Origin of the sequence: Streptomyces sp. NPDC091412, assembly GCF_044756885.1 — a bacterium.
Lineage (GTDB): Bacteria > Actinomycetota > Actinomycetes > Streptomycetales > Streptomycetaceae > Streptomyces.
Genome location: NZ_JBIVTV010000005.1, coordinates 520,786 through 536,472, shown reverse-complemented (window position 1 = coordinate 536,472; position 15,687 = coordinate 520,786). Strand labels below are relative to the sequence as shown.

Genomic DNA, 15,687 nt, shown 5'->3' with positions numbered 1-15,687 from the left:
ATGTCTCGTGCGGTAGCACAGTCAACGCGACACCGGATGGACTACCGCCTGAGTGGAGGCTGAAATGCCCAGTGAAGAGACCGAAGTGGTCGTGGTCGGTGCGGGCCAGGCGGGCGTCGCGATGAGCGAGCACCTGGGAGCCCACGGCGTACCGCACGTCGTCCTGGAGCGGCACCGGATCGCCGAGCGGTGGCGCTCGGAGCGGTGGGACTCCCTGGTCGCCAACGGGCCCGCGTGGCACGACCGGTTCCCGGGGCTGGAGTTCTCCGACGTCGGCCCCGACGCCTTCGCCTCGAAGGAGCAGGTCGCGGACTACTTCGTCACGTACGCCGAGAAGATCGGCGCCCCGATCCGGTGCGGTGTCGAGGTGACCTCGGTGCGCAAGCACGCCGGCCGGCCCGGCTTCCGGGTCGAAACGTCGGAGGGCTCCATCGACGCGCGCTTCGTCGTGGCCGCGACCGGACCGTTCCAGCGGCCCGTGATCCCGCCCATCGTCCCGGACGGCGCCGTCCCCGTGCAGATCCACTCCAGCGGGTACCGCAACCCGGAGCAGCTGCCCGAGGGCGCGGTCCTCGTGGTCGGGGCCGGCTCCTCGGGGGTCCAGATCGCCGACGAACTGCGCCGGTCCGGTCGCCGGGTCCTCCTCTCCGTCGGTCCACACGACCGTCCTCCCCGCGAGTACCGCGCACGTGACTTCTGCTGGTGGCTCGGTGTGCTCGGGATCTGGGACGCGGAGACCCCTCCCCGAGGTGCCGAACACGTCACCATCGCCGTCAGCGGCGCCCGCGGCGGTCACACCGTGGACTTCCGCGCCCTGGTCGGCACCGGCATCGAGCTCGTCGGCCTGACCGCGTCCTACGACGACGGCGTACTGCGCTTCGCGCCGGATCTCGCCACGAACATCGCGCTCGGCGACGACAAGTACCTCGCGTTCCTGCGGGCGGCCGACGCGTACGTCGAGCGCAACGGGCTCGACCTCCCCGAGGAGCCGGAGGCCCACGTCCTCGGGCCCGACCCGGACTGCGTGACCAGCCCCCTTCTGGAGCTCGACCTGGCCGGGGCCGGCGTCACCTCGATCGTCTGGGCGACGGGTTTCGCCACCGACTACGGCTGGCTCGAGGTCGACGCGTTCGACGAGAACGGCCGGCCGGACCAGCGGCGAGGAGTGTCCTCCGAGCCCGGCGTCTACTTCCTGGGCCTGCCCTGGCTGTCCCGCCGCGGATCGAGCTTCATCTGGGGTGTGTGGCACGACGCCGGATACGTCGCCGACCACATCACGATCCAGCGCGGCTACCTCGAATACGGCACCACCGACCGGCCCGGCGCCACGCCGGCGACCCCGAAGAACTGAGGAGCGGACGATGACCTCCACGAGCGAGGGCAGCCAGGCGCGCGCCCCGATCGTCGCCGGCGGGCACACCCGGATCCGGCCGTTCAACACGCGCGACACCTATCCCGAGCAGAACCTCGACAACGACCTCTGCCAGGCCGTCGTCGCCGGGGACACGGTGTACGTCCGGGGCCAGATCGGCCAGGACCTCGACACCAGCGAGTCCGTGGGCGTCGGCGACGCCGAGGCCCAGGCCGAGCAGGCCATGGCCAACATCAAGATGCTGCTCGAAGAGGCGGGCAGCCGGATGGAGCACCTGGTCAAGCTGACCATCTATCTGATCGACCCGCGCTACCGCGAGGCGGTGTACCGCACCGTGGGCCGCTGGACCAAGGGCGTGCACCCCATCTCCACCGGCCTGGTGGTCTCCGCCCTGGCCCGCCCGGAGTGGCTGTGCGAGATCGACGCGGTCGCCGTGATCCCCGAGGAGGCGCGGGCATGACCTTCTCCCTGGTGGTACGCGACGGTGAGCGGTTCGGCGTCGTGGCCAGTTCGTCGAGTCCGGCGGTCGCCGCCCGGGTCGTTCATCTGCGGCCCGGGGTCGGCGCGGCGGCCTCGCAGAACGTCACCGACCCGACCCTCGGCACGAGCCTGCTGGACGGGCTCGCCGACCACGGCGACGCGGAGCGTGCCCTGGCCGACGTCACCGGCGCGGCGCGGAACGCGAAGTCCATCGAGTACCGGCAGTTGACCGTGCTGGGCCGCTCCGGCCCCGGGTTCGCCCACAGTGGCTCGCGGACCCTCGGCAGGCACGCCTCGGCCACCGCGGACGGCGCGGTGGCGGCCGGCAACATGCTGTCCGGCGAGCACATCCCCGGCGTACTCCTCGACGCCTACGCCACGGCCACCGGTCAGCTCGAGGAGCGTCTGCTCACCGCCCTGAAGGCCGCCGTCGCGGCCGGCGGCGAGGAGGGGCCGGTGTACTCCGCGGGCCTGGCGGTCGTCGCGGACGTGGACTGGCGGGTGACCGACCTGCGGGTGGACTGGGCCGAGGATCCCGTGGACCGGCTCGGCGAACTCCTCGACGTCTGGCTGCCGCAGCGGGACGACTACGTGCGGCGCGGCCTCGACCCCGCCGCCGCTCCTTCCTACGGCGTCCCGGGCGACCTGTGACGAGCGCGCTGAAGGAGGCGGCCCGGCAGGCGGTCGACCGCCGGGCCGAGGAGCTGATCGGCCTCTCCGAGCGGCTGCACGCCGACCCGGAGACCGCCTGGGAGGAACACCGGGCCGCCGCCGCCGTACCGGACCTGCTGGACCGCGCCGGATTCGACGTCACCTCGTCCTACCTGGGTCTGGAGACGGCGTTCCTCGCCCGGTTCGGCAGCGGGCCCGTCCGGATCGCACTGTGCGCCGAGTACGACGCGCTGCCGGGCCTCGGCCACGCGTGCGGGCACAACCTCATCGCCGCGAGTTCGGTGGGAGCCGCGCTCGGCCTGGCCGCCGTCGCCGACGACGCCGGCCTCACCGTCGAGGTCTACGGCACCCCGGCCGAGGAAGGCGGCGGCGGCAAGATCGAGATGCTCGACCGGGGCGCCTTCGCCGGAGTGGACCTCGCGATGATGGTGCACCCTGCCCCGGTCGACGTCGCCGAGGCCCGCCCGTTCGCGGTCAGCCACTCCAGGATCTCCTACACCGGGAAGTCCGCGCACGCCGCGGCCTATCCGGAGGCCGGGGTCAACGCGGCCGACGCCTTCACCGTGGCCCAGGTCGCGATCGGCCTGCTGCGCCAGCAACTGCCGGCCTCGGCCAGGGTGCACGGTGTGGTGACCCACGCCGGGGACGCCCCGAACGCCATCCCGCAGCGGTCGACAGGCCGTTGGTACGTACGGGCGGAGACACTCGCCGAACTGGCCGAGCTGGAGCCGCGGGTCATGCGGGCCTTCGAGGCCGGTGCCCTCGCGACCGGCTGCGAGCTGGGGATCGAGCCGGAGAGCAAGCCGTACGCGGAGTTCCGTACGGACGAGACCGCCCTCGGGCACTACCGTGCGAACGCCCTCGCCCTGGGCCGGGAGTTCGCGCCCCCCGGCCAGGCCGCGCGGATGAACCGCGCCTCCACCGACATGGGCAACGTCTCGCAGGTGGTGCCGGCCATCCACCCCTACATCGGCATCGGATCCCTGCCCGCCACCAACCACCAGCACGAGTTCGCCGCGTACTGCGTGGGCGCGGCGGCGCGGCGGGCCCTGCTCGACGGGGCGATCGCACTGGCCTGGACCGGCGTGGACCGGAGCGCACCGGCCGGGGGAGCGGCGGCGTGACGTGGGCGGCCGCCGCCAGGGCCGCGCGGACCGGTCGCGTGCCGTGGAAGCACCCGGGAGACGTTCCGCCCGGCGCCGGTCCGGCGGCGGTCAGCCTCGGCCGGTTCGACGGGGTCCACCGCGACCGCCGGCGGCTGCCCGCGGCCATGCGGCGCCCCGCCGACACCCTCGGCGTGGCGGCCGGCGCGGTGGCCTTCGCCCGCCGGCCGCCGCACGGTCCGCTCGCCCCGGACCGCCTTCCCACGACGCCCGGCGTGCCGTTCACCGGCCCCTTCGATCCCCGACGACCCGGAGGACACCGATGCCCCCGACCCCAGGCCCCCGGCACACCTCATCTCCGCGACCGGCAGCACCCTGGTGCCCGGCCTGTACCTGATGGTGTTCGCCGTCGCCGGTCTCGTGGCCGCCCTTCCTGCGGGAGACCGCCGGTTCCGCCCTGCTGCGCCCCGAGGGCATGTCCGAGAACGCCCCCGAGAACGTGCCCGAAGCGGCGGCCGCCGAGGTGCGCCGGGCGGTGCCGCATAAGGTCGACTGCGACACGGATCGGCCGGCGCAAGGGTCACGTATGACGGCACCAGTGGGTTTCACGCTCGTTCAGCTCCGCTACTTCCTCGTCGCCGCCGAGCGCGGTTCGATGACGGAGGCGTCGGCGGAGCTGCACATCGCGCAGTCCGCCGTGTCCGCGGCCATCCACAACCTGGAACGCGACCTCCAGGCGCAGCTGTTCATCCGCCGGCGGGGCCGGGGGCTGACCCTCACACCCGCCGGGGAGCGGCTCCAGCAGCAGGCGCGGGATCTGCTGGCCCGCGCCCGCGAGGTCGAACGGGAGGCCCGGGGAGAGGGCGAGACCATCTCCGGGCCGGTGACCGTCGGCTGCTTCGTGACCCTGGCCCCCTACTACCTGCCCCACCTGTTCAGCGAGTGCACCGGACGCTATCCGGGCATCGAGATCGACGTGGTGGAGGCGGAGACGGACCAGCTCGTCCACGCCCTGGCGGCGGGGCGCATCGACTTCGCCCTCACCTACCACCTCGGTCTGTCGGCCGAGCCGGACCTGCGCAGCGAGACGATCGCCCGCGCCCCGGCCTACGTCATCGTCCCGGCCGATCACCCGCTGGCCGGCCAGGGCAGTGTGGAGCTGGCCGAACTGTCCACGGAACCGCTCGTCCTGCTGGACCTTCCCCACAGCCGCGACTACTTCCGCGCGCTGGTGGCCGCCACCGGCACCGCGCCCGACGTCCGCTACCGCACCCGGAGCTACGAGACCGTGCGCTCCCTGGTGGCCCGGGGACTCGGCTACTCCGTGCTCAACCAGCGCCCGGCGACCAGCCAGACCTACGGCGGCGGCGAGATCGCGGAACTCCAGCTCCGGGACGCCTCCCCGCTCGAAGTCAGGATCGCCTCCCTGGAGGGCGTGACCCAGACCGCCCGCGCCCGAGCGGTGATGGACCTGCTGCGGGAGATCGCCGCCGCCCGGTCCACCGAGGTCTGAGCCGGCAGCCGCTCACCGGGGACGGACCCGGGCGGTGCCCGCCGAGCCCTACAGACCGGCGCAGCCCGTCACCGCCCGGGCATGGGCCAGAATCAGCTCACGGGCCCTGTCGGGCCGCAGAGCCGCGTTGCGGCTGACGATGTGCAGACCGTAGCCGTCCTCCAGGGCCACCAGCCCGTGCGCCAGATCGTGCGCGGACGCGGCGAGGGAGAACACACCGGTCGCGGCGCCGACCTCGAGGGCGGTCGTGTAGAGAGCGACCTCCCGGGCGAAGAGGGAGGTCATCAGCTCGGCGTGGCCCGGGCTGCGGCCGGCGCGCCGGTGCAGCTCGTACAGCAGCCCGTGGACCGGATCCTCCGTCATGCTCGGCAGACCGCTGTGCAGCAGGGCCCGCAGCCGTGCCGCCGGATCCTCGGCGGGTGCCTCGTCGTAGGCCCGCTGCCGCGAGGACAGGTAGCTCTCGACCGCGCCCCGGTGCACCTCCAGTACGAGGTCGTCGAGCTCGGGGTAGTAGTACAGGACCGAGCCCTGCGAGACGCCCGCCGCGTCCGCGATGTCCTTGATGCGCAGGCCCTCGAGGCCGCGCTCCGCGATGGCCCGTCCCGCGGCGGAGACGAGGGCCTGCCTGCGTGCCGTCTGGTTGCGTGGTCTACCGGCTTTCCCCATGGTGGCCAATTCTCTGATACCCGTCTCAGTCTTCGCAAGAAGTTTCAGCCAGAAGCATTGACGGCCGGTGCACCTATTGTTTGAATCTCGACTCAAAGAAACCGGCGCAGGCACGCGCTGCCGAGCCGCCCGCCCCGTCGCGCCCGCCGTTTCCGGACGGCCCCTGAAAGGGGCCGGGCCACACCCGATCGAGACGGCCCGGGCCACACCCGGTCCGAACGGGCACCGGTTCGCCCACGTCCCACGACGCAATCGAAGGCCACAGCATGCAGACGTACGCCCACTGGCGGCAGCGCGCCGCCGACCTCACGCCACGCACGCGCCTGTTCATCGACGGAGCGTGGAGCGACCCCGCCGACGACCAGTGGATCCCGACCGTGAACCCCGCGACCGGCAAGACCACCGCCCATGTGGCGGTCGGCTCGGCCGCCGACGTCGACCGGGCCGTGACCGCGGCGCGCACCTCCTTCGAGGACGGCCGCTGGTCGCGTACCGCACCCGCCGAGCGCAAGCGGGTCCTGCTCGCCCTCGCCCGCCTCATCGAGGAGAACAGCGAGGAACTCGCCCTCTGCGACACCCTCGACATGGGCAAGCCCATCGCGGAGTCCCACGGCACCGACGTGCCCGGCGCGGCCGGTGTCTTCGCCTGGTACGCCGAGGCCGTCGACAAGCTCTACGACGAGGTCGCCCCGGCCCCGCCCGGCAGCCTCGCCCTCGTGCGCCGCGCCCCGCTGGGCGTCGTGGGCGCGGTGGTGCCCTGGAACTTCCCCCTCGACATCGCGAGTTGGAAGCTGGCGCCCGCCCTGGCCGCGGGCAACAGCGTCGTGCTGAAGCCGGCCGAGCAGTCCCCGCTGTCGGCGCTGCTGCTGGCCGAACTCGCCTCGCGGGCCGGCCTTCCCGACGGCGTACTGAACGTCGTGCCCGGCCCGGGGGAGACGACCGGGCGTGCTCTCGGTCTCCACCCGGACGTGGACACCCTGGTCTTCACCGGCTCCACCGCCGTGGCCAGGCGGTTCCTCGCCTACTCGGCCGAGTCGAACATGAAGCAGGTGTGGCCCGAGGCAGGCGGCAAGAGCCCCAACGTGGTCTTCGCCGACGCCGACCTGGAGGCCGCCGCGGAACGCGCCGCCTGGGGCTTCGTCTACAACTCGGGCCAGGTGTGCTCCGCCAACACCCGTCTGCTGGTCGAGGCCTCCGTCGCCGAGGAGTTCACGGCCAGGGTCGCCGAACACGCCCGCGGCTGGCTGCCGGGCGACCCGCTCGACCCCGCGACCCGTCTCGGCCCGCTCGTCGACGAGGCCCAGGCGGAACGCGTCCTCGAAGCCCTGCGGTCATCGGGCGGCACGCTCGTGTGCGGCGGCACGCGCCCCGACCGCGACGGCGCCTACCTCGACCCCACCGTCGTCACCGGCCTCGGACCCGACGCCCCGCTCGTCCGGGAGGAACTGTTCGGCCCCGTGCTGACCGTGCTGCCCTTCCACGACGAGGACGAGGCGGTCCGCCTCGCGAACGACTCCGCCTACGGACTGGCCGCGTCCGTGTGGACCCGGGACCTCGGCCGGGCCCACCGCGTCGCCGACGCCCTCCAGGCGGGCACCGTCTCGGTCAACACCGTCGACGCGCTCAGCCCGTTCACCCCCTTCGGCGGGTTCAAGCAGTCCGGCCACGGCCGTGACCTCTCCCTGCACTCCTTCGACAAGTACACCGGCCTGAAGACGACCTGGATCGCCTACGGCTGACCGCGCCGGCGACACCGGGCCGCCCGGCCACCACACCCACCACCGGCACCGAACAAAGGACGCACCCCTCATGACCCGCAACGCCGCGGACCTCATCCAGCTGGACCGAGCGCACATCATCCACCCCTACCTGCCGGGCACCGCCACCGAGCGCGTCGTCATGACCTCCGGCTCAGGCTGCCGCCTCACCGACTCCGAGGGCCGTAGCTACCTCGACGCCACCGGCGGCCTCTGGCTCGCCCAGGTCGGCCACGGCCGCACGGACCTCGCCGACGTCGCCCACGAGCAGATGAAGAAGCTGGAGTACTTCACCAGCTTCTGGGAGTTCTCCAACGAGCGCGCGATCGAACTCGCCGCGCGCCTCGCCTCCCTCGCCCCCGACCCCCTGAACCACGTCTACTTCACCTCGGGCGGCTCCGAGGGCAACGAGGCGGCCATCAAGATGGCCCGCTACTACCACCACCGGCGCGGGGAGAGCGGGCGGACCTGGATCCTGGCGCGCAGCAAGGCCTACCACGGCATCGGCTACGGCGGCGGTTCGGCCACCGGCTTCCCCGTCTACCACGAGGGCTTCGCCCCGATGATGCCGCACGTCTCCCACCTCACGCCCCCGTGGCCGTACCGCTCCGAGCTCTACGGGGACCAGCCGCTGAGCCCCGAGCAGGTCACCGACTTCCTCATCCGCGAACTGGAGGAGCGCATCGCGGAGATCGGCCCGCGGAACATCGCCGCGATGATCGGCGAACCCATCATGGGCGTCGGCGGCATGCTCGTCCCGCCGGCCGACTACTGGCCCCGGGTGCGCGACGTCCTCGACCGGCACGGCATCCTGTTGATCTTCGACGAGGTGGTCACCGCCTACGGACGCGTCGGCGAGTGGTTCGCCGCCCAGTACTTCGGCGTCACCCCGGACATCATCGTCACCGCCAAGGGCATCACCTCCGGCTACGTCCCGCTCGGCGCCCTCCTGGTCGGCGACCACGTCGCCGAGGTCCTGCTGCGCGACCACGGCTTCCCCATGGGCTACACCTACAACGGGCATCCCGTCGCCACCGCGGTCGCCACCGCCAACCTCGACATCATCGAGAAGGAGGGCCTCCTCGCCCGCGCGACGAGTCTCGGCGCCTTCCTCCACGCCGAACTCGAGGCGCAGCTGGGAGAGTTGCCGATCGTCGGCGAAATCCGCTCGGTCGGCATGATGCTCGCCGTCGAACTCGTCCAGGACCGCGCCACCCGCGCGCCCCTGCCCCTCGACCCGCACCGGATGCCCCACGACGTGATCCGCCGTGAGACCGGCGTGATCGTGCGCGACTCCGCACACAGCCTGGTGCTGTCCCCGCCGCTCATCATGACCGAGGCCGAGGCCAAGGAAGCGGCCTCCGCGCTGCGCGGCGTCCTGGAGCGCACCGGGCCCACCGGCGAGATCCGCGCCGCCTGACGCCCAGAGGGGAGGCCCGGCCCGCGACCGGGCCTCCTCGCCCAGCACCACCCGACACGGACTCCACGCCGTCACGGCGCCCGCACGCGCCCCCTCGCAGTTACTCCTCTCCCTCCTAGGAACTGCCCGTGTCCTCCCGCCTCTCGACGACCGAACCACGCGACACCCAGCCCGCGGCCGGAGCCCTGCAGCGCAGTCTCAAGCGCTTCGACATCACCGCCATGGCGATCGCCGCGGTGATCTCCTTCGACACCGTCGGGCAGATCGCCACCGGCGGCGGCGAGGCCGCCACCTGGACGGCGGTCATGGCCCTCTTCTTCCTCGTCCCCTACGCCCTGCTGTTCGCCGAGACCGGCGCCGCGTTCCCCCAGGAAGGCGGCCCGTACGTATGGGTCAAGCTCGCCCTCGGCCGTCCGGCGGCCGCGCTCACGACCCTGTTCTACTGGGTCACCAACCCCGTCTGGCTGGGCGGTTCACTGGTCTTCCTCGCCGCGCAGACCTGGGACGGCTTCGTCTTCCACCTGGGCTCGGGCACGGTGGCCGACTACACCTTCAAGCTGCTGTTCGTCTGGATCGCCATCCTCACGGCCGTCGTCTCCCTGCGCCGCGGCAAATGGATCACCACCGCGGGCGCGGCGGCGAAGGTCCTGGCCCTCACCGTGTTCACCCTCACGGCGGTGCTCTACGGAGCGCGGCACGGCTTCCAGGGCCTGACCGACACCCGCTTCACCCCGACGACCGCCGGCTTCCTCGCCCTGGTGCCGATCCTGCTGTTCGCCTACGTCGGCTTCGAAGCACCCAACGCCGCCGGTGAGGAGATGCACGACCCCCAGCGGGACGTGCCCGCCGCACTCGGACGCTCCGCGGCCGTCGCCGCCGGCTGCTATCTGCTGCCGGTGCTCGCCCTCCTGGCCGTCGTACCCAAGCAGCAGGTCACCGGCATCGGCGGCTTCATGGAGGGCGCCCGCCTCGTCTTCGGCGTCTACGGCGGAGCGGCCGGCCCCCTGCTGAAGCTCACCGCCGTCATGTTCGTCTTCGCCCTGCTCACCCAGGGCAGCGCCTGGATGATCGTCAGCGACCGCATGCAGGCCATGGCCGCCGCCGACGGGGGCTTCTTCACCCGCGCCCTCGGCGCCTTCCACCCGCGGCTCGGTACGCCGGTGCGCACCAATCTGCTCTCGGGAGCCGTGGCCACGGTGTTCATGCTCGCCGCCATGCGGCTCGCGAACGGCGACGCGGCCGACGTGTTCGCGGTGGTGCTCACCGTCGCGGTCACCACCCTGCTGCTGTCCTACCTGATCGTCATTCCCGCACTGGTCCTGCTGCGGATCCGCCGGCCGGACGTCCCGCGGCCCTACAGCGTCCCCTTCGGCAGCCGCGGCTTCCTGCTCTGCGCGGCGCTCGTCTACGCCTGGATCCTGATCGGGTCGTGGTCGGCGCTCTTCCCCGGAGTCCTGGAACACCTCTTCGGCATCGACTACGTCTTCCACGACGTCTGGGGTGTCTCCCGTGCCTCGTTCGAGGCCTTCACCCTCGGCACCGTCGCCGTGCTGCTGGTCGTCGGGGTCGTCGGTGTGGTGGTGGCCCGCCGCGAGGACGCCGTGGCGGGCGCGGCCGGTTCGTAGCCACGTGCGCGGGCTCAGCGCAGGATCGACTCGTCGAAGACGGTCACCGACCACTGCCGGGTGTTGAGGTCCTGCTTCCAGGCCAGCCGCGGCAGTCCGCCGGTCGCCACGGTGTGGAAGTCCCTGCCGCCGATGCGGAACTCGGTCGTCCTCACCTCGCCGTCCTTGGCCCAGACGAGCTCCGGCACCCAGACGCAGTCGGCGCTCCGGGTCGACACGGTGAGGGCGATGCTCAGGGTCCGGCCGCCGGTGATCTCCTGCGGGAGGGACGGCCCTCCCGAGTAGCGCACGGTCGCGAAGTCCGCGTTCCCGTCGAGGTCGGCGGCGGCCTTCACGGTGATCGGAGAGGTGCCGCACTCCCCGCTGTCCAGGCCGACCAGCGTGGCCCGGTCGGGCGAGGGGGCCGGTGCGCGCCGGAGCACCTTGATCCGTAGCTCCTTGACGAGCAGCGGCCGGGTGTCGGGCGGCTGCACGTCGATCACGAGATGGGTGTTGCCGGGGTCTCCCGCCGTGTCGTCGATGACGGCGGGGTCGGGGGAGCCGTCCGCCAGTGCGGGCGGACCGGTGAACGCGCCGGACGGCCTGTTCACCACATAGGCCTGCCAGGGGCAGGTGTAGGAGTCCCGGAGGGAGTTGATGCCCTGTTCCTCGGCCGCGGACTGGTCCGCCGGCTGTTCCGCCGCCGGGGACGGCGACGGGGCCGCGGGTTCCGATGGGGAGGCGGCCGGGGAGGCCGGTGCCGGGGAGTCCTCCGACGGGGTGGCGGGGTCCGACGGCGTCGGCCGTTCGGAGACGGCGGCCCTCGGGGACCGGGACCCGGTCACGTACAGGTCCGGCTTGTCGTCCTTGAACTGGTCGCCGATCCAGCCGAAGCCGTTGGTGACGGCCAGGACGACGACCGCGACCAGCACCGGCGCGATGATCGCGGTGGCGGTGAAGTTGCCGTCGCCCAGTGGGAGATAGCGGCGCCATCGCGCAACTCGGCGCGGGGAAGCGGAGGGTGATCCGCCGGACGGATCGGGCCCGGGGGCGGGGTCCGGGGTTACCGGCGGCGGTGGCACGTTCTCCGGCATACGCAACTCCCGGACCGCGCGGGGCGATCGGCGTGGCGGGACAGGTGGTCGACACCAGAATGCCCGTTCCGGGCACCCGTTCACCCGGATTTGCCGACTTCCCCGGAAATGCAACCCGGTTCCCGCTGAAGCGAGCGGCGAGCCACCGGTGGGTGACTCGCCGCAGGCTTACGCCGGTTCGAACCGGTCATCCGTCCCCGGTCAGGGGAACTGGACCACCTTGGACGGCACCGTGCTCGTTCCCGAGGTGGGCGCGCCCGTGTTGTTGACGACGTGGGCGTACTGCCCCTGCCCGCCCAGGGAGATCACCAGGATGTCGTGCAGCTTGACGCCGGACTTGACCGGCACCTGGAACCCGTGCGCCTGGACGATCGTCGGGTCGGCCGTGAAGTTGCAGTAGCTGCCCAGCCCCCAGGCCTCGTGCGTGTTGACCGTGTCGGCGACCTTGTAGGCCGCGTAGCCGACGATGCCGTCGTGGGTGATGGCGGCGGCGTTCGGGACGTCGTAGGCCTTTTCGTTCTGGAAGAAGATCGTCCGGCCGCGCTCTCCGTTCCAGTACACGTCGTACTTGTTGTAGTGCTCGACGAACAGGCCCGTGGCGAGGACGTCGTTGCCGTTGACCCACAAGCCGTAGTCGGCCCGGTTGGTGTTCCAGCCGACGCCGCTGCCGTGGTCGGCGCGCCACAGCCAGGTGTGGTCGATGACGACGTTGTTGCTGTTGACGACGACCGAGTTGGTCGCGAGGCCGGGGCCCGCGCCGCCGATGCGGACGAACACGTCCTGCACCGTGGTCGGGTTGGCGGAGTGGTCGGCGGAGGAGCCGGGCTGGCCGACCCGCAGGAGGCTGTCCGAGTTGACGGTGCCCGCGTCGATCAGGAATCCGGCGAGCCGGACGCCGTCGACGTCGGCGACGTGCATCGCGTCGACGCCGTTGTCGGGCACGAGGGTGGCAAGGCCCAGTCCGAGCACCACGGTGTTCGCGCGGGTGACGTCGATGGTCCGGTCGAGGTGGTAGACGCCGGGCGTGAACAGGAGGTTGAGGCCCTGGGACAGTGCCTGGTTGATGGTGGCGGCGGTGGCGCCCGGCTTGACCACGTAGAACTGGTCGAGCGGCAGGGAGGTGCCCGCGTTGGCCGGCCAGGACACACCGCGTGCGTTGGTGCGCTTGGCGGGTACGAAGACCTTGTAGGTGCTGCCGTCGAGGTAGAGGAACGGCTTCTCGCGCGAGACCGGCGTGGTGTCGAGCGTGGTGTACGAGCCGGTCGCGAAGTCGGTCGCCGGCGCGCCCTGCACTCCGGTGAACGTCATGTTCCACACGCCGTTGGTCCAGCCGCCCACCGAGCTGTCGCGGGTGTACCACTGCTGCTGGGAGTACGGGCCGACGGTGCCGTCGATCTTCGAGTCGGCGATGTACCCGCCGGAGGCCCAGCCGTATCCGTTCGGGGCGAGGTTGAGGCCGCCCTGGACGTGGATGCGGCGGAACGGCGCCGCCTGGGCGACGGCCCACCGGTCGTCGCCGTGCGACGGCCTGATGGCGAGGTTCTCGGCGGAACGCCAGAAGTTCTGCGTGGCGTTGCCGTTGAACCAGCCCGCGTCGACGGTGACGTCACCGTTGATCTGGGTGTCGTCGGGGTTGAGGCCAAGCCCGGAGATCGAGGTGTAGAAGCCGATCTGGGCGTTGATCCCGTTGTAGGTGCCCGGCTTGAGCAGGAACTGGTAGCGGCCGGAGCCGAACTGGTTGGACTCCTGCTGGGCGAAGACCTGGTCGAACTTCTGCTGGAGGTTGGGGGTGGAGGGGTCGACGACGATGACGTTCGGCCCCAGGTCGCCGCCGCCCTGGACGGGCGGGGTGCCGCCGCCGGACGACTCGGTGTGGACGGCGACCTCCCAGAGCGAGTAGCCGTAGCCGGTCGAGCGGACCGTTCCGTAGACGCGCAGGTAGCGGCCCGAGCCGCTGACGTCGTAGGAGGCGGTGCCGCCGGTCGCGCCGGTGACGCTCTTCAGCGTGGTCCAGCTCTGGCCGTTGGCAGAGGCCTGGATCTGGAACTCCTTGGCGTAGGCGGTCTCCCAGGTCAGGTCCACCTTGCACAGGTTCTGGACCGAGCCGAGGTCGACCTGAACCCACTGCGGGTCCGAGAAGGCGCTGGACCAGCGGGTGCCGGGGTCTCCGTCGAAGGCGGCGGAGGCCGGGGTGCCCGCGTTCTCGGTGGAGGAGGCCGACGCGGGCCTGCCCAGGGCGGCGTTGCCGGTGCCGCAGGCGGCCGCGACGCCGGCGCTCTGACCGGACGGCGACGCGGCGGTCCTGCCCTGGGGCAGCGGAGTCCCGGCCGCCGCGGCGACCGGCGACTGGGTGGCGGGAAGGGCGATGAGCGCTGCCGCTGCGGCGAGCGCGACACCCAGGGATCTGAGTCTCATACGGGTCCCTGCGGATGCGATGGGGGGTGAGTGTTCGCGAGGAGGGCGGGGCTGTGTCACGGCGTGCGAAAGCTCAACTGCAAGCCTGCACGGCTTAGTTCACATCTTGATTTAACTGATGAGGCAGAGGGGTCGGCAAGCCCCCGGACGCGGGAATCTTTTCAAGCGTTGACGGGACGGGTGCCCGCCGCAGGTGGGGTGGTGTTCAGGAAATGAGGACGGGCGGGGCGGCGCTGATCCTTCTGCGGCATGCCTTGACACCCGCGCGTCAAGCACTCAACACTCCCAGGGCAGGAGAGCGCTTGCCCGCCGCTGACGACGTTCGTGACATCCCGTCAGGCCGTGCCCGCTCGCCCTTCTTCACCCCCCACCTCTCACCCCCTGCGTTCAGGAGGTCTCCATGCCACGGAGATCGAAAGCCCTGTCAGGAATGCTGATCGCCGGAGCCCTGCTGATGACGTCGCTCGGTGTGGCCGGCGTCGCCACCAGTGCCGGGCCGCCCGCCCCCGGCAGCGAGGCGGCGACGTCGTTCGCGGCCGGCCACTCCGGGCACGTCATGGCCGCGTCGACCGCTTTCTCGGCCGAGGACGCGAACGGCGACGGCTACATTCCGGCGATCCCGCCGGTCACCGGCGTCACCCCGTCCACCGCGAACCCGCCCCACCGCTACTTCCACGAGTTCCAGGCCAACTGCTCCGTCACCCGCACCAGGCCCGACGACCCCATCGTCTATCCGCAGCAGCCGGGCACGTCGCACGACCACACCTTCATGGGCAACACCACGACCGACGCGTACAGCACCGCCGCGTCACTGGACGCGGGCGGCACCGCCTGCAAGGCGCCCGGCGACCGGTCGGGCTACTGGGTGCCGACCGTCTACAACGGCGACAAGGCGGTGCTGCCGGTCGGCCCGCAGACGATCTACTACAAGGCGGGAGTCACCGACTACACCAGCGTGCGGCCCTTCCCCAAGGGGCTGCGCTTCGTGGTGGGAAACCCGTTGCAGAGCGCTCAGGAGTTCCGCAACAGCCCTGGTTTCGTCGAGGGTTGGGAATGCGGCGACAGCTACTTCAACGTCGACTTTCCGGCCAGCTGTCCCAACAGGCCCGACGTACAGCTCAACATCCGCTTCCAGGCACCCAGTTGCTGGGACGGCAAGTACCTCGACACCCCTGACCACCGCAGCCACATGGCCTACCCGGTGGTCAAGCCCGGCACCAACGACAACATGTGCCCGGTCGACCACCCGGTCGCGCTGCCGATGATCGAGTTCAAGATGGCGTTCCCGGTCAACGGCGACATGTCCCGGGTGAGGCTGGCCAGTGGGGCCGCCTGGTCCTACCACTACGACTTCTTCAACGCCTGGGACGCGCCCACGTTGTCGGCCATGGTCGGCCACTGCATCGTCGGCGGCCTCCAGTGCGACGCACGCGGCTACGACGAGACGCACCCCGAGGCGGGAGCCGCGCTGAACGGGGACTACCGGCTTCCCTGAACCGCACCCTGAACGGCGCCACCCCGAAGCAGGGTGGCCCGGCCGGCCCCCCACACGGCCGGGCCACCCGACCTCCCCCCACCTCCCGCGCATCGG

Annotated in this window: 12 protein-coding genes; 9 read left to right on the top strand and 3 right to left on the bottom strand. The window is 71.8% G+C overall.

Annotated features, from left to right (window positions below; all coding sequences use genetic code 11):
- The first annotated feature begins 64 nt into the window (after positions 1-64).
- From ACIQMV_RS17005 to ACIQMV_RS16985, 5 genes are all read left to right on the top strand, one after another.
- Positions 65-1,351, top strand: coding sequence for a flavin-containing monooxygenase (locus ACIQMV_RS17005; protein ID WP_402593479.1), 1,287 nt, complete (start codon positions 65-67; stop codon positions 1,349-1,351).
- A 10-nt stretch (positions 1,352-1,361) separates the two neighbouring features.
- Positions 1,362-1,832, top strand: a complete 471-nt coding sequence (locus tag ACIQMV_RS17000) for a RidA family protein (protein ID WP_402593477.1) — start codon at positions 1,362-1,364, stop codon at positions 1,830-1,832.
- The gene (locus ACIQMV_RS16995; RefSeq protein ID WP_402593475.1) at positions 1,829-2,503 is read left to right on the top strand and encodes a DUF1028 domain-containing protein; all 675 of its coding nucleotides are present in this window, start codon (positions 1,829-1,831) and stop codon (positions 2,501-2,503) included. The genes ACIQMV_RS17000 and ACIQMV_RS16995 overlap by 4 nt, the downstream gene beginning before the upstream one ends.
- Positions 2,500-3,648 carry a M20 family metallopeptidase gene (locus ACIQMV_RS16990; RefSeq protein WP_402593473.1) on the top strand — a complete coding sequence of 383 codons (1,149 nt, stop codon included), beginning with the start codon at positions 2,500-2,502 and terminating at the stop codon, positions 3,646-3,648. The genes ACIQMV_RS16995 and ACIQMV_RS16990 overlap by 4 nt, the downstream gene beginning before the upstream one ends.
- Before the next feature lie 565 nt (positions 3,649-4,213).
- Positions 4,214-5,140 (top strand): LysR family transcriptional regulator, encoded by a 927-nt coding sequence (locus tag ACIQMV_RS16985; RefSeq protein WP_402593471.1) that lies wholly within the window; start codon positions 4,214-4,216, stop codon positions 5,138-5,140.
- 48 nt (positions 5,141-5,188) lie between these two features.
- Here ACIQMV_RS16985 and ACIQMV_RS16980 read toward each other — a convergent pair whose 3' ends face one another.
- Entirely contained in the window at positions 5,189-5,806 is a 618-nt protein-coding gene (locus tag ACIQMV_RS16980; protein WP_141356554.1) for a TetR/AcrR family transcriptional regulator, read from the bottom strand.
- Positions 5,807-6,072: 266 nt separating this feature from the next.
- On the opposite strand from ACIQMV_RS16980, the gene ACIQMV_RS16975 reads away from it, so the two are divergent.
- The 3 genes from ACIQMV_RS16975 (at position 6,073) to ACIQMV_RS16965 (ending at position 10,608) form a co-directional block, all read left to right on the top strand.
- Positions 6,073-7,545, top strand: a complete 1,473-nt coding sequence (locus ACIQMV_RS16975) for an aldehyde dehydrogenase (protein WP_402593469.1) — start codon at positions 6,073-6,075, stop codon at positions 7,543-7,545.
- Positions 7,546-7,615: 70 nt separating this feature from the next.
- Positions 7,616-8,983: an aspartate aminotransferase family protein gene (locus tag ACIQMV_RS16970; protein ID WP_402593467.1), complete on the top strand. Its 1,368-nt coding sequence runs from the start codon at positions 7,616-7,618 to the stop codon at positions 8,981-8,983.
- Positions 8,984-9,111: 128 nt separating this feature from the next.
- A complete protein-coding gene (locus tag ACIQMV_RS16965; RefSeq protein WP_402593465.1) occupies positions 9,112-10,608 on the top strand; it encodes an APC family permease in 1,497 nt (498 codons plus the stop codon).
- Between the two features lie 14 nt (positions 10,609-10,622).
- Here ACIQMV_RS16965 and ACIQMV_RS16960 read toward each other — a convergent pair whose 3' ends face one another.
- Positions 10,623-11,681, bottom strand: coding sequence for a hypothetical protein (locus ACIQMV_RS16960; RefSeq protein WP_402593464.1), 1,059 nt, complete (start codon positions 11,679-11,681; stop codon positions 10,623-10,625).
- Between the two features lie 201 nt (positions 11,682-11,882).
- Positions 11,883-14,096 carry a discoidin domain-containing protein gene (locus ACIQMV_RS16955; RefSeq protein ID WP_402593463.1) on the bottom strand — a complete coding sequence of 738 codons (2,214 nt, stop codon included), beginning with the start codon at positions 14,094-14,096 and terminating at the stop codon, positions 11,883-11,885.
- Between the two features lie 400 nt (positions 14,097-14,496).
- Between ACIQMV_RS16955 and ACIQMV_RS16950 the strand changes: the two genes are divergently transcribed.
- Positions 14,497-15,591 carry a DUF1996 domain-containing protein gene (locus tag ACIQMV_RS16950; RefSeq protein ID WP_402593461.1) on the top strand — a complete coding sequence of 365 codons (1,095 nt, stop codon included), beginning with the start codon at positions 14,497-14,499 and terminating at the stop codon, positions 15,589-15,591.
- The last annotated feature ends 96 nt before the right edge of the window (positions 15,592-15,687 follow it).

Excerpts from the sequence above, each read along its gene's own strand:
- ACIQMV_RS16970 (WP_402593467.1), top strand. The coding sequence starts at position 7,616 with ATGACCCGCAACGCCGCGGACCTCATCCAGCTGGACCGAGCGCACATC.
- ACIQMV_RS16980 (WP_141356554.1), bottom strand. The coding sequence starts at position 5,806 with ATGGGGAAAGCCGGTAGACCACGCAACCAGACGGCACGCAGGCAGGCC.
- ACIQMV_RS16960 (WP_402593464.1), bottom strand. The coding sequence starts at position 11,681 with ATGCCGGAGAACGTGCCACCGCCGCCGGTAACCCCGGACCCCGCCCCC.
- ACIQMV_RS16985 (WP_402593471.1), top strand. The coding sequence starts at position 4,214 with ATGACGGCACCAGTGGGTTTCACGCTCGTTCAGCTCCGCTACTTCCTC.
- ACIQMV_RS16955 (WP_402593463.1), bottom strand. The coding sequence starts at position 14,096 with ATGAGACTCAGATCCCTGGGTGTCGCGCTCGCCGCAGCGGCAGCGCTC.
- ACIQMV_RS16975 (WP_402593469.1), top strand. The coding sequence starts at position 6,073 with ATGCAGACGTACGCCCACTGGCGGCAGCGCGCCGCCGACCTCACGCCA.
- ACIQMV_RS16950 (WP_402593461.1), top strand. The coding sequence starts at position 14,497 with ATGCCACGGAGATCGAAAGCCCTGTCAGGAATGCTGATCGCCGGAGCC.
- ACIQMV_RS16995 (WP_402593475.1), top strand. The coding sequence starts at position 1,829 with ATGACCTTCTCCCTGGTGGTACGCGACGGTGAGCGGTTCGGCGTCGTG.
- ACIQMV_RS17000 (WP_402593477.1), top strand. The coding sequence starts at position 1,362 with ATGACCTCCACGAGCGAGGGCAGCCAGGCGCGCGCCCCGATCGTCGCC.
- ACIQMV_RS17005 (WP_402593479.1), top strand. The coding sequence starts at position 65 with ATGCCCAGTGAAGAGACCGAAGTGGTCGTGGTCGGTGCGGGCCAGGCG.